This window comes from Bradyrhizobium sp. CCBAU 51753 (assembly GCF_015291565.1).
GTDB classification, from domain to species: Bacteria; Pseudomonadota; Alphaproteobacteria; order Rhizobiales; family Xanthobacteraceae; genus Bradyrhizobium; species Bradyrhizobium ivorense.
Genome location: NZ_CP030037.1, coordinates 835276 through 848128 on the forward strand (window position 1 = coordinate 835276; position 12853 = coordinate 848128).

At 66.6% G+C, this 12853-nt stretch carries 12 protein-coding genes; 5 read left to right on the plus strand and 7 right to left on the minus strand.

Going from position 1 to position 12853, the window contains the following annotated elements; translation table 11 throughout:
• Positions 1-4: 4 nt before the first annotated feature.
• Both XH93_RS03835 and XH93_RS03840 read left to right on the plus strand, forming a co-directional pair.
• Positions 5-1366 (plus strand): adenylosuccinate lyase family protein, encoded by a 1362-nt coding sequence (locus XH93_RS03835; protein WP_194472459.1) that lies wholly within the window; start codon positions 5-7, stop codon positions 1364-1366.
• Positions 1367-1481: 115 nt separating this feature from the next.
• A complete protein-coding gene (locus XH93_RS03840) occupies positions 1482-2738 on the plus strand; it encodes an aminopeptidase (protein WP_194472462.1) in 1257 nt (418 codons plus the stop codon).
• A gap of 240 nt (positions 2739-2978) precedes the next feature.
• Here XH93_RS03840 and XH93_RS03845 read toward each other — a convergent pair whose 3' ends face one another.
• The 6 genes from XH93_RS03845 to XH93_RS03870 all read right to left on the minus strand — a co-directional run bounded on the left by XH93_RS03845 (position 2979) and on the right by XH93_RS03870 (position 9004).
• Positions 2979-3911 (minus strand): GNAT family N-acetyltransferase, encoded by a 933-nt coding sequence (locus XH93_RS03845; protein ID WP_194472464.1) that lies wholly within the window; start codon positions 3909-3911, stop codon positions 2979-2981.
• 11 nt (positions 3912-3922) lie between these two features.
• Positions 3923-4972, minus strand: a complete 1050-nt coding sequence (locus XH93_RS03850; protein ID WP_194472466.1) for an amidohydrolase — start codon at positions 4970-4972, stop codon at positions 3923-3925.
• Positions 4973-5045: 73 nt separating this feature from the next.
• Positions 5046-6395 (minus strand): MFS transporter, encoded by a 1350-nt coding sequence (locus tag XH93_RS03855; protein ID WP_210340438.1) that lies wholly within the window; start codon positions 6393-6395, stop codon positions 5046-5048.
• A gap of 80 nt (positions 6396-6475) precedes the next feature.
• Positions 6476-6937: a MerR family transcriptional regulator gene (locus tag XH93_RS03860; RefSeq protein WP_194472470.1), complete on the minus strand. Its 462-nt coding sequence runs from the start codon at positions 6935-6937 to the stop codon at positions 6476-6478.
• Positions 6937-7932 carry an aldo/keto reductase gene (locus XH93_RS03865; protein ID WP_194472472.1) on the minus strand — a complete coding sequence of 332 codons (996 nt, stop codon included), beginning with the start codon at positions 7930-7932 and terminating at the stop codon, positions 6937-6939. Before XH93_RS03865 ends, XH93_RS03860 begins: the two co-directional genes overlap by 1 nt.
• A 61-nt stretch (positions 7933-7993) precedes the next feature.
• Positions 7994-9004, minus strand: a complete 1011-nt coding sequence (locus XH93_RS03870) for an EamA family transporter (RefSeq protein ID WP_194472473.1) — start codon at positions 9002-9004, stop codon at positions 7994-7996.
• Between the two features lie 97 nt (positions 9005-9101).
• Here XH93_RS03870 and XH93_RS03875 point away from each other — a divergent pair, with 97 nt between their 5' ends.
• The gene (locus XH93_RS03875; protein WP_194472484.1) at positions 9102-9722 is read left to right on the plus strand and encodes an ABATE domain-containing protein; all 621 of its coding nucleotides are present in this window, start codon (positions 9102-9104) and stop codon (positions 9720-9722) included.
• Positions 9723-9725: 3 nt separating this feature from the next.
• Here the strand turns inward: XH93_RS03875 and XH93_RS03880 are convergent, their stop codons facing one another.
• A complete protein-coding gene (locus XH93_RS03880) occupies positions 9726-10541 on the minus strand; it encodes an MBL fold metallo-hydrolase (RefSeq protein ID WP_194472486.1) in 816 nt (271 codons plus the stop codon).
• Positions 10542-10714: 173 nt separating this feature from the next.
• Here XH93_RS03880 and XH93_RS03885 point away from each other — a divergent pair, with 173 nt between their 5' ends.
• Together XH93_RS03885 and XH93_RS03890 are read left to right on the plus strand one after the other, a co-directional pair.
• Complete coding sequence (locus tag XH93_RS03885) at positions 10715-11653, plus strand: alpha/beta fold hydrolase (RefSeq protein ID WP_246799479.1); 939 nt, start codon at positions 10715-10717, stop codon at positions 11651-11653.
• 90 nt (positions 11654-11743) lie between these two features.
• Entirely contained in the window at positions 11744-12853 is a 1110-nt protein-coding gene (locus XH93_RS03890) for a helix-turn-helix transcriptional regulator (RefSeq protein WP_194472487.1), read from the plus strand.

Sequence of the window (12853 nt, forward strand, 5' to 3'; positions counted from 1 at the left end):
GCCCATGCCCGCGTTCCCGACCTCGACCACCGTTCTCGATTCCGTGCTGTTCCGCGATGCCTTCGGCACCCAGGCGATGCGCGAGGTGTTTTCCGACCTGCGTCTGATCGCGCGCTATGCCGAGGTCGAGATCGCGCTGGCCAAAGCCGAGGCGCGCTGCGGCGTGATCCCGGCGGAAGCCGCCGAGGAGATTGCAAGACGCACCGACGTGGCCGCGCTCGATTTCGACCTGCTGCGACAGGAGACCGACGTCGTCGGCTATCCGATCCTGCCGCTGGTGCATCAGATGGTGAAGCAATGCGGCGAGGCCGGCCGCTACGTCCATTGGGGCGCCACCACGCAGGACGTCATGGATACCGCTGTGGTGCTGCAGGTGCGCGACGGCTTTGCGATCATCGAGAACGACATCATAGCGCTCCGCGGCATCCTCGCCGATCTCGCCAAGCGCTATCGCGATACGCCGATGGCCGGCCGCACCCATCTGCAGCAGGCGCTGCCAATCACCTTCGGCTACAAGACCGCGATCTGGCTGGCGGCGTTCGACCGTCACGCCGAACGGCTGGCGCAGCTCAAGCCGCGCGTGCTGGTCGGCCAGTTCGCCGGCGCCGCCGGCACCCTGGCCTCGCTCGGCGACAAGGGATTCGCGGTGCAGCAGGCGCTGTGCGAGGAGCTCGGCCTCGGCGTTCCCGTCTCGACCTGGCACGTCGCGCGCGATGGGCTGGCAGAGGCGGTGAATTTTCTCGCGCTGATCACGGGGACGCTCGGCAAGATCGCGCTCGACATCATGATCATGGCGTCGACCGAATTCGCCGAGGTCTATGAACCCTTCGTCAAGGGACGCGGCGCGTCCTCGACCATGCCGCAGAAGCGTAACCCGATTTCGTCGGAGCTGATGCTGGCGGCCTCGAAGGCGGTGCGCCAGCATGCCGGCTTGATGCTGGACGCGATGGTGCAGGATTTCGAGCGCGCCACCGGCCCGTGGCACGCCGAGTGGATGGCGATCCCGGAAAGCTTTGTGCTGACCGCCGGCGCGCTGCATCAGGCGAAGTTCGCGCTCGGCGGGCTGATCGTCGACGAGAAGCGGATGGCCGACAATCTCGACATCAGCCGCGGGCTCATCGTCGCCGAGGCCGTGATGATGGGGCTGGCGCCGGCGGTCGGCCGGCAGGAGGCGCATGATGTCGTCTATGACGCCTGCCGCGTCGCCAACGAGAAGGGCCTGACCTTGGCCGACGCGCTGGCGGCGGATCAGCGGGTGGCGAGCCGGATCGATCGCGCGACGATCGACCGTCTCACTGCGCCGAGGAACTATCTCGGGCTTGCGCCCGAGATGGTGGATCGGGTGCTGGGGTCGGTGAGACGGTAATCTTGCCGCGGCCGCTCGCCGTCGCGTGATCGGAGAAGGCGGCAGGAACCTTGCGGATGCAGCTCGAATTGGACTACGAATCCACCAATCCTCAACCGACATCGCTGGACGTTTCATGACCGCACATCAACGCGCCCTTTCCGCCTCGATCGATCCCGTCAAGCTCGATCGCCTTGCCGAAGTCGCGGTCAAGGTCGGGCTGCAGCTGCGGCCGGGCCAGGACCTGCTGCTGACCGCGCCCGCGGTGGCGATGCCGCTGGTGCGGCGGATTGCCGAGCATGCCTACAAGGCCGGCGCGGGCCTGGTGACGCCGTTCTTCTCGGACGAGGAACTGACGCTGGCGCGTTACCGCTACGGCCATGACGCGAGCTTCGACCGTGCCGCCAGCTGGCTCTATGAGGGCATGGCGAAGGCGTTCGGCGATAACACAGCGCGGCTTGCGATCGTCGGCGACAACCCGATGCTGCTGTCGGGCGAAGACCCGGCCAAGGTCGCGCGCGCCAGCAAGGCGAATTCAATCGCCTACCAGCCGGCGCTGGAGAAGATCGTCAATTTCGACACCAACTGGAACATCATCGCCTATCCGAGCGCATCCTGGGCCAGACAGGTTTTCCCTGATGATGCCGAGGATGTTGCCGTGGCAAAACTTGCAGACGCGATCTTCTCCGCCTCGCGCGTCGACCAGGATGGCGCGGTCGCGGCCTGGGAGAAGCACAATGCCAAGCTGCGCGAGCGCACCGAGTGGCTCAACGGCCAGCGTTTCCACGCGCTGAAATATTCCGGCCCGGGCATGGACCTCACGATCGGGCTGGCCGACGGCCATGAATGGGAAGGCGGTGCCTCGACCGCCAAGAACGGCATCGTCTGCAACGCCAACATTCCGACCGAGGAGGTCTTCACCACGCCGCACTGCCGGCGCGTCAGCGGCCATGTCGTGAGTTCGAAACCGCTGTCCTACCAGGGCACGCTGATCGACAACATTTCGGTCAAGTTCGAAGAAGGCCGCATTGTGGAGGCCAAGGCTTCGCGCGGCGAGGAGGTCCTGAAGAAGGTGCTCGACACCGACGAGGGTGCGCGCCGGCTCGGCGAGGTCGCGCTGGTGCCGCACTCCTCGCCGATCTCCAAGAGCGGGCTGCTGTTCTTCAACACGCTGTTCGACGAGAACGCGGCCTCGCACATCGCGCTCGGCCAGTGCTACTCGAAGTGTTTCGTTGGTGGCGACAAGCTGACGCCGCAGCAGATCGCCGAGCAGGGCGGCAACAAGAGCCTGATCCATATCGACTGGATGATCGGCTCCGCGCACACCGACATCGACGGCATCCACGCCGACGGCCGCAGCGTGCCGGTGTTCCGCAAAGGCGAGTGGGCGTAGAGCCTGCTCGCGGCTGGTTAATATGAGATGGCCTTAGTTCGGGCCTCGCTTCACCTCGCCCCGCGTGCGGGGAGAGGTCGGAACGCATCGTTAGATGCGTTCCGGGTGAGGGGGAGTCTCCGCGAACGCAGCTCTCACCGAATATGCGGAGACGGCCCCTCACCCCAACCCTCTCCCCGTAAGAACGGGGCGAGGGAGCACAGCGTGCACGCCGTTGCTTCGACGTAACCTCGTTGCACTCTATTGAAAACGCCGCGCACGTGAGGCGAGCAACTCGCCGCGCGTGGCGCTGAAGCGGCAGGTTTCGTGCTGCGGCCGGAAGCCGAGGCGGCGATAGATCTTCAGCGCGGCGGCATTGCGGCTCGAGACGTTGAGCCAGCAGGGATGCTCGATCGAGACGTCGTGCGCGGTCAGCACGCGATAGAGCAGGAGCTGGCCGAGCCCCCGCCCCTGGCGCGCCGGCTCGACCGCCATCGATTCGATCCACATCGAGTTCTGTTCCGGCTCGGTCAGGCAGAAGCCCGACATCTGTCCGTCCTCGGAGGCGATCCAGATTTCGCTCTCGGTCAAAAGCTGCGCCATCTCCTCCGGCGAATACAGGCGGAAGGCGGCGTCCGAGGCGTAGGCGGCATTGTGGATGCGCGCGACCTCGGCTGCGTAGGTCGAGACGTCGCCGATCCGCTCGATCGAGGCGCGCGCGGCGGCAAGCGTGCGGGCCGGCTGCAGCGGTTCCACGCACTTCATCCCGATCTCGGAGCCGACATGAACGAAGCCGAACGCGGCGACGAAGGCCATGCCGGCCGGCCAGTCGGGGCTGACCTGGGTCTGCACGGTGAGATCGGCGTCGGTGTCGATCGCCAGCACGTCGTCGAACAGCGCGAGACCGATGTGGCGGCGCCGCGCCTGCGGCGCGACCACGATCTTGAGAAACCGGGACTGCGGCGCGCCGTGATCGCGCAGCGAGGATTCGGCGAGCCCGACCAGGCGATCGCCTCGTTCGGCAACCCGAAAGTCGCGCCCGCCGCGGTTCTGCGGCAGCTTCAGAAACTGGTCCCATTGCGGCAGCGAGACCGGGCCGAGCCGCGGTTCCACCGCCGCAGCCCTAGCATAGAGCGCGACAACCGCTTCCGCATCAGTCTCCCGGAGCGGCCGGATGGTGATGCCGTCATCCATGGTGCGCGAGCTTACCCGATATCGAGCCGATAAACATCCTTAGCCGTCTGCAAGAACAGGGCCGTCTTCTCGACTTCGCTATATTGTGAAGCAAGCCGCTTGAAGGCGTTGAAGATCACCTGATAGCTGCACTGACCCTTATCAGGTGGGAAGTTGCTCTCGAACATGCAACGGCTGGGGCCGAACGCCTCGATGCAGGTCTCGACATAAGGTCGCCATGCGGCGGCGAGTTCCTCCGACGACGGCGGCTTGGGGCGAAGGTGGAAGTCATAGCCGAGCAGGCACATTGCCAGCCCGCCGAGCTTGACGACGACGTTCTGGCATTTGGCGATCTCCTGGATCGACGCCTTCCAGACCGGAAACGCCTCGGCGCGCTTGCCGGCGAAGCGGCCGGTGCCGACCGGGCCGCCGCAATGGTCGAGCACGATCCTGGTGCCGGGAAAGGCGCGGGCGAGGTCGGTAAGCTCGCCGATTTGCGGATGGAACAGCCAGGCGTCGAAGCTGAGGCCGAGCGGCCCAAGGCAGGCAAAACCCTTGCGGAAGGTCGAATCGAGCAAAATGCCCTTCGGCCGGCTCGCATACATGTGAGCCACGTTGGGGTCCTCGTCCCAGGCCGAGGAGTGGCGGATGCCGCGGAACCGGCCGTTACCGGCTGATATCTCCGCCTCCAGCACCGCCTTGGCCTGGTCGCCGATCAAAAGGTTAACGTGGCTGACGATGCCGGCGCAGATCCTGGCCTTGCCGTAGCCGCCGCTCGCCGACATCGCGGCAACGCCGTTGGCGAACTCGACCTCGCCGACCGGCTTGAAGGCTTCCGGGCCATCGGCGCGGTACATCGAGCGGCAATCGACATAGACGGTGGCCACGATGTTGTGACCGGAGGCGATGTCGTCGCGCATGTCCTCGATCAGGTAGCGCAGCCCGCCGCGATCCCAGAGATGGTGGTGCGGATCGACGATCGGCCTGGCGGGATCGATGATGTCTTCGGTGTATTGGGCGAGCCAGTCTTCGCGCGGATTGGCATAGAGCCCGCTCGCAGAGGCGGGCAGAGTGCTGGCCATGGATGATGCTCCCTGTTCTTGCTCTTGTCGGCCGCCGAACCATGTCGGCTGCGGGAGGATAACGAGGCGCGCGTCAACGCGTCAAATGGGCCGGCCGCGCCTTGGGCCGTGTCATCATCCATGCGATGGCGGCGCCGCTGAACTGCACGAGGCTGCCAATCATCATCGACAACAACAATCCCTGCGTCCCACCGCCGGCGGCGGCGTAGCACGCGCCGAGGACCGCGACCCCGATCGTCGCGCCGCTGATCCGCGCGACGTTGATCAGCGCGGCCGCCATGCCGGCGCGCGCCGCGGCGACGTGGCCGACGGCCATCGCCGAGAGCGGCCCCGACCCAAGGCCGAGCCCGAGGCCGGTGACCGCCAGTCCGAACTCGGCGGGCGCGATGTTCGGCTGCAGGCCGCCGGCGCCGATCAGCAGCAGGCCGATGCCCATCAGCGTCACGCCGCCTGACGTCGCCACCCGAATGCCGAGCCGCTCCGACAGCGTGCCGGAGAACGGCGCGACCAGAATGAACACCAGCGACATCGGCAGCAGCGCCGCGGCGCTCGCGGCGGCATCCAGCCGTCCGCTGGCCTGCCAAGCCAGCGCCAGCACGAACACCATGCCGTATCCGCCAAAGGTCATGCCCAAAGTGGCGGCCATCGCGCCGCGGAACTCGGGCACCGCAAGGATGTCAGGCGAGACCAGCGCCTCGGCGCCCTTGTTCCGTTCGATCGCGACGAACAGCGCCGCCGACAGCATCGCGATCGCCAGGGCCGCGATCGTCGCATGCGGCGAGGAGTGTGCACTGATGGCGGCATAGGTCAGGCTGCCGAGCGCCAGCGCGCCGAACAATTGCGCCGCCGCGTTGGCCGGATCCGACGATTCAGGGATCGCGTACCCGGCCAGGATCAGCGCCAGCACCGCGAACGGCACCACCACCAGGAAGATGCTGCGCCAGCCGAACCACGGCAGCAGCAATCCGCCGAGGCTCGGCCCCAGCGCCATCGCGACACCGTTCCAGGCAGCCCAGACACCGAGCGCGCGGGCGCGTTCGCCCGGCTGATCCCAGACCACCCGGATGATGGCGAGCGAGGCCGGAATCATCAGCGCGCCGCCGGCGCCGGTAAGCGCGCGTCCGAGGATCAGCACCGGCGCGGTCGGCGCGGCCGCGCATACAAGCGAAGCGGCGGTGAAGATCAGCGTGCCGATCAACAGGATCCGGCGCCGGCCGTGAATGTCGGCGAGCATGCCGCCGGACAGCAGCGACACCGCATAGACGAGGTTGTAGCTGTCGACGATCCATTGCAGCTCGCCGACGCTGGCGTCGAAATGCTCGCCGATTGCACGTGCGCCGAGATTGACGATGAAAGTATCGATCTGTGCGATCATGACCATGAGGCACAAGGTCAGCAGCGTCAGCCGATGCGATGCGCGCATGACCATCCGATTACGCCGAAGCATATCGTCCATGACAGATCCTGTTGTGTGCTAGGCGAGGGCGCTGAGGCCTTGTCTGCTCAGCCTTTGGCAGCGGCGCGCTTGGCGCGGGCGCGCTGCTGCGGCGAGACCGTGGGCCGCGTGCCGCCCGCGACCCATTCGTCGTAGAACTCGATCTTGGCGTCGACCAGCGCCAGCGCCTCGGTCCATTTGGCGATCATGGCCTTGACGCGGCGCTGGTGCTCGGCGAGCAGGGCGCGGCGCTTGCGCAAGGTCGTGCTGCCCTGCTTCACCAGCGCGGTGTATTCGCGCAGCTGCCGGATCGACATGCCGGTCAGGCGCAGCCGCTCCATCAGCTCGAGCCGGCCGATGTGATAGTCGCTGTAGACGCGGCGGCGGCCGCGGTCGCGGATCACGCCGGGCATCAGGCCCTGCGCCTCGTACCAGCGGATGGTGTGCACGCTGCGGCCGGTGCGGCGCGCGATGTCGCCGATATAGAGCGCGCCCGGCACGGCTTGCGGATGCGGCGTCCGGGCGTCCATCAGAGATAGACCGCCTTCATCGCGCCGGCCGGATAGCGCTCGCCGGCCGCAGCGCCGGGCGGGATCGCCGCGGAAATCTGCGCCAGCTCGGTCGGCGACAGCGTCACGGCGAGCGCGCCGATGTTCTCGTCCAGCCGCGTCAGCTGCTTGGTGCCGGGGATCGGCACGATGTCCTGTCCCTGCGCCAGCAGCCAGGCCAGCACCAGCTGCGCCGGCGTGCAGGTCTTGGTGCGCGCGATCGCGACGATCTGGCCGACCAGATCGCGGTTGCGGGCAAAATTGTCGCCGGCAAAACGCGGATGGTCGCCGCGGCGATCGCCGGCAATGTCGGCCTGCGACTGAATCTGTCCGGTCAGGAAGCCGCGGCCGAGCGGCGAATAGGCGACGAAGGCAATGCCGAGCGCGCGCGTCGCGTCCAGCGTCTCCTCGGCCTCGCTGCGGTAGAGCAGGGAATATTCGGTCTGCACCGCGGCCAGTCCGTGGACCTTGTGGGCGCGGCGGATGGTTTCGGGACGCGCCTCGCACAGGCCGAGGTGACGGACCTTGCCCTGCTCGACCAGACGCGCCATCGCGCCGACGGTCTCCTCGATCGGCACATTCGGATCGACGCGGTGCTGGTAATACAGGTCGATGGTCTCGATGCCGAGCCGCTTCAGGCTCGCCTCGCAGGCCTGCTGGACATAGGCCGGCCGGCCGTCGACGCCCATTCCGGTCGCGGTCTTCACCTGGCCGAACTTGGTCGCGATCACGACCTTGTCGCGCAGGCCCTTTAGCGAGCGGCCCAGCAGCTCCTCATTGTGACCGAAGCCATAGAGGTCGGCGCTATCGAGGAAGTCGATCCCCTTGTCGATCGCCGCGCGGATGAAGTCGGGCGTCGCGGCATCGTCATTGGCGCCATAGACGCCCGATAGCGACATGCAGCCGAGCCCGATCGCAGAAACCTGGGGGCCGTCATTGCCGAGCTTGCGGTGCGGGAGAGTGCTGGTTGCTGCCATGGGACGGATCCTTGTTGCGGTGGTCTGCGGACCGTTCCAAGTCAACATGCTAGAGCATGCTCTAGGTCAAGCGTGAAAATCGGCGGCTAACGCAATCGTGCGTGTCGGCAACGCGCCCGCGCCGACCGTCAGCCGGCCGCAGGAGCGGTCGCGGTACCGGCAATGATCGATCGGGCTCGGTCGACGAAGGCGTCGCCTGCTCGGCCCGCCAGGTGGCGATGACCGAGGCGATCACCAGCAGCCCGCCGAACAGCATCGCGACCGAGAACGGTTCACCCAGCACCAGCGTTCCGAGCAGCACCGCGATGATCGGATTGACGAAGATGTAGGTCGAAACCATCGATGTCGAGACGTTGCCGAGCAGCCAGCGAAATGCCGCGAAGCCGATCACGCTGCCGGCGATGGCGAGGTAAACGACGGCTGCGAGCGATGTCGGCGAAACATTGTGCAACGAGAATTCGTCCCACTCGCCGGATACAAGGCTGACCGCAAACAGCACGGCGCCGCCGATCGATAATTGCATCCCCGAAGATAGCGTCGAGGATTCATGGCTCGACGTTCGGCGCGACAGCACGGTGCCGGCTGCCCAGGACAGCGACGCGCCGAGCAGCAGGATGATCGGCAGGACGCTGGCGTGGCTGTGTCCGGCAGATTGCCAGGCCACGATCGCGACCCCGGCCAGGCCGGGCAGCAAGGCGGCCAGCGTCATCGCCCTGGGGCGGCGGGTTTGCGGAAACAGGAAATCGATCAGCAGGATCCAGAACGGGATCGTGGCCAGCAGGATGGCCGCGATGCCCGAGGGAACCGATTGCTGGGCATAGGCGAGAACGCCGTGACAGCCGACGAAGAATAACACGCCACAGGTCGCCGCATTGACCCAGCTCGACAGCGACGTGTGCATCACGCCGCGGCCGTTCAGCGCCACCAGGATCAGGCCGCCGCCGAGCGAGCGCAGCGCCATCAAAAGGAACGGCGGGATCGACTTCAGGCCGAGTGCGATCGCGAAATAGGTGGAACCCCAGAGCAGATAGATCGCCGCGAATGCGCCGAGGATCAGAACGCGCTTGGACATGGCAAGCTCCCGCGCTAGATTGCACGCAACCCCTTATGAGGTTATATCTAGCCTAACCCCTTAAGGGGTTGCAAGTTCCGAAGAGAGCCGGCGGATCATGTCGCATATGACCTCGGCCGAAGCATCGGCCCGGGAAGAGCTCAGCATCCGATTCGTCAATACCGTCGCGTGGCGGCGGCGCGACCTGGTCGAGGAGCGGATCGCCACGCCGGACGCGGCGCTGAAATGGCTTGTCGATGTGGAACTGGCGGATCGCCAGTTGGTCACGCAACTCAAGGCGCGATGGAAGTCCGCGCCGCGGGAGGCGGAAGCCTTTCTGGCGACGATGCATGCGCTCCGCGAGGCGATCTACCAGATTTTCGCGGCCCAGATCGGCGGCGGCAAGGTCGATGCGGCGGCGCTGGCTGCGCTCAACCGGTGGCTCGGAACCTCGTTCGGCGGGCTTGCGCTCGGTCCCGTCGGGAGCGCGCTGCGATGGCAGCCGACCACGGAGAAGGTCGCGCCCGAGATGCTGCTGAAGCCGATCGCATGGTCGGCGGTCAGCCTTCTGACCGGTCCGCGCGCGCAGAAGATCAAGCAGTGCCAGGACGAGCGCGGCTGCGGATCCCTGTTCGTCGACGAGAGCCGCGCGCAGAACCGGCGTTGGTGCTCGATGGGCGATTGCGGCAATCTGGCCAAATCGCGCCGGCATTATCTGCGTGCGCAGGCGGAAGATTAAGCGTCAGACACCGTCGAGGATGATCACCGTCGGCGTCGCCGGCAGCGAGTCGCGCGATATCCTCAAGGTGCGCTCGCCGCCGCGCCGGTCGATCTCGAATTGCTGGCCGATCAGGCGCATGAATTCGTCGAGCGGCGTCGAGAAGCGGTGCATCGGCAGCACCACCGAAGCGCGCAGCCGTTTAGTGATTTCCGAGACGCCGTCGAGCGACATCGTATAGGTGCCGTCGATCGGCACCATCACGATGTCGAGCCGGCCGATCGCCGCGAAATGGCTGTCGTCAAGCTTGTGATGCAGATGGCCAAGATGGCCGATGCAGAGCCCGGCGACCTCGAAGATGAAGATCGAATTGCCGTCCTTGATCATCTCGCCGCCGGAGCCTTCGCCCCAGTAGCGGCGGATGTCGGTGGTGACGTTGCGTATGTAGACATCGCCGATCCGCTCCGCGTAGTGCGCGGCCTGCCCCTTCTCGCCCCAGCCGTGCATCACGTGCGGAATCTTCGGATCCGGAAACAGCGTGTAGTGGGTCTCGTGCGCGCGGTTCATGGTGACGACGTCGGGCAGCCGTCCGGTGCGATAGGCGCCGTTGTAGTCGGTCGCGATGCGGATGCCGCCCGGCGTTTCGATGTAATAGGTCGAGTGGCCGCCATAGGTGATCGCGACCTCGTCGGCCTTTGCCGCGACGCGCCGGTAGCCCACCAGGACCGCCCGCGGCGGCGCATTCGCCATCGCCAGGCATTCGCTGCGCTGGGCGTCCTGCGCCCAGGCCTGGGTGACGAGCGATCCCAACAAGGCGAGCACGGCAAGCAATCGCGGCATGACACGGTCCGTCTTCGGAGACATCGGCGGCCGCTAGCCTATCGCGCAATTGGCCAGCCGTCATGATGAGACAGGCGCATCGCTCCATGGCGCGCGCTGCAAGGCGACTTTAGTGATTGGGCGCGCCGGACGAGCTATCATCCCAGCCAACGACCACGATCAGGGAGTTCGCCGTGACCGACGATGTTTCGATACCGCGCGCGCCTTCGACAAAACGGCTGGAGCCGCTGCGTCATGTCGATGCCGGCGTGCTCAACATCGGTTATTACGAGGCCGGCCCCGCCGATGGCCCGGCCGTGATGCTGATGCACGGTTTTCCCTACGACATCCATTCCTATGTCGACGTCGCGCCGCTGCTGGCGGCACAGGGTTGTCGCGTGATCGTCCCCTATCTGCGCGGCTACGGACCGACGACATTCCGCGACAAGGCGACGCCGCGCTCCGGCGAGCAGGCGGCGGTCGGTGCCGATATGATGGCGCTGATGGATGCGCTTCGCATCAGCCGCGCGGTGTTCGCCGGCTATGACTGGGGCGGCCGCGCCGCGTGCGTCGGCGCCGCGCTGTGGCCGGACCGCTGCATCGGGCTCGTCAGCGTCAACAGCTACCTGATCCAGGACATCGCCAACGCGATGGCGCCGATGCGGCCGGAGCGCGAGGCGGCTTACTGGTATCAGTACTATTTCCAGATCGAGCGCGGCCGCGCCGGGCTGGCCGCCAACCGCCGCGGGATTGCGAAGCTGTTGTGGTCGCAGTGGTCGCCGAACTGGCAATTCGACGACGCCTGCTTCGAGCGCACCGCTGCGGCGTTCGACAACCCTGATTATGTCGACGTGGTGGTCCACAGCTATCGCCATCGCTACGGGCTCGCCGAGGGCGATCCACGCTATGCCGAACTGCAGCGCCGCCTCGCCGCACTGCCTGACATCACCGTGCCCACCATCACGCTTGATGGCGCCGGTGACGGCGTCGCGCCCGCGACCGACGGCAGCGCCAGCGCGGCCAGGTTCACCGGCCGCCGGCAGCATCGCGTGATCCCGCGCGCCGGCCACAACCTGCCGCAGGAAGCGCCCGAGGCATTCGCTGCGGCCGTGATCGAACTGATCAAGGACTAGGCAGGTCCGAACGGATCGGCGTCAGCGTCGCTTGGCCGCTTGCGCCGTGCCTTGCCGCACGACCGCTTCGGCCCTATTGATGATGCTCATATGATTTCAAGCGACGAATTTCAGCATCTGACAGATTCGATTTACGAGGCTGCGGTCGTGCCCGAGTTGTGGCCGACCGTGTTGGGCCGGCTGTCGGGCCTCATCGACGGTGCCGGCGGCGTGCTGTTCACCACCAATCTCGACCGGATGCGTTGGGAAGCCTCGCCCGACATTCACGACACGATGGTGGAATTTCTCCGCGACGGCTGGGCCGAGAAGAACCCGCGCCCGACGCGGATGCGGGAGAGCGCACTGCTCGGCTTCGCGTGTGACCATGATCACTTCTCGCCGGAAGAGCTCGCCAGCGATCCGGTCTACGAGTTCTATCGCAGGCGCGGCCTCGGCTGGGCGGTCGGAACCATGTTCGACGTGCCGAGCGGCGATACCATCATCTTCTCGTTCGAGCGACGTCATGAGATCGGCCCGGTCGACCGCAGCATGATCGGGTTATTCGATTCGCTTCGGCCGCATCTTGCGCGCGCCGCGCTGCTCGGCGCACGCCGTGGGCTGGAGAAGGCGCGCGCGATGGCTCACGTGCTCGCCGAAGTCGGCTTGCCCGCGGCGGTTCTGCGCGGACCGGGCCGGTTGTACGCCGCCAATCCGCTGTTCGAGGCGCTGGTGCCGGAGGTCTGCCGCGACCGGCTCGAACGGCTGGCGTTTACCGACCCGGCGGTCGATCGCCTGTTCGCCGACGGGCTGGAGATGCTTGCGCAGGCGCGGCTCCAGCCCGATGCGCGCAGCGTCTGTTCGATTCCGATCCCGGCCCAGAACGACAAGGTGCCGATGATCGTTCACCTGCTGCCGGTGCGGCGGACCGCGCAGGACTTCTTCTCGCTGGCGTCCGCATTGGTGGTGATCACGCCGGTCGATCGCACGGTGGTGCCGAACGCAGAGCTGCTCACCGGCCTGTTCGATCTGACCCCGGCCGAGGCCCGCGTCGCGCGCGGCATCGCCGCCGGGCTGACGCTGGATGTCATCGGCAAGGACGTCGGTGTCGCGCGCGATACCGTGCGCAACCAGCTCAAGGCTGTCTTTGCCAAGACCGGGCTCAATCGCCAGGCCGATCTGGTTGCCTTGCTCGGCGGGCTCACGCTTCCGGGAGCCGACTGA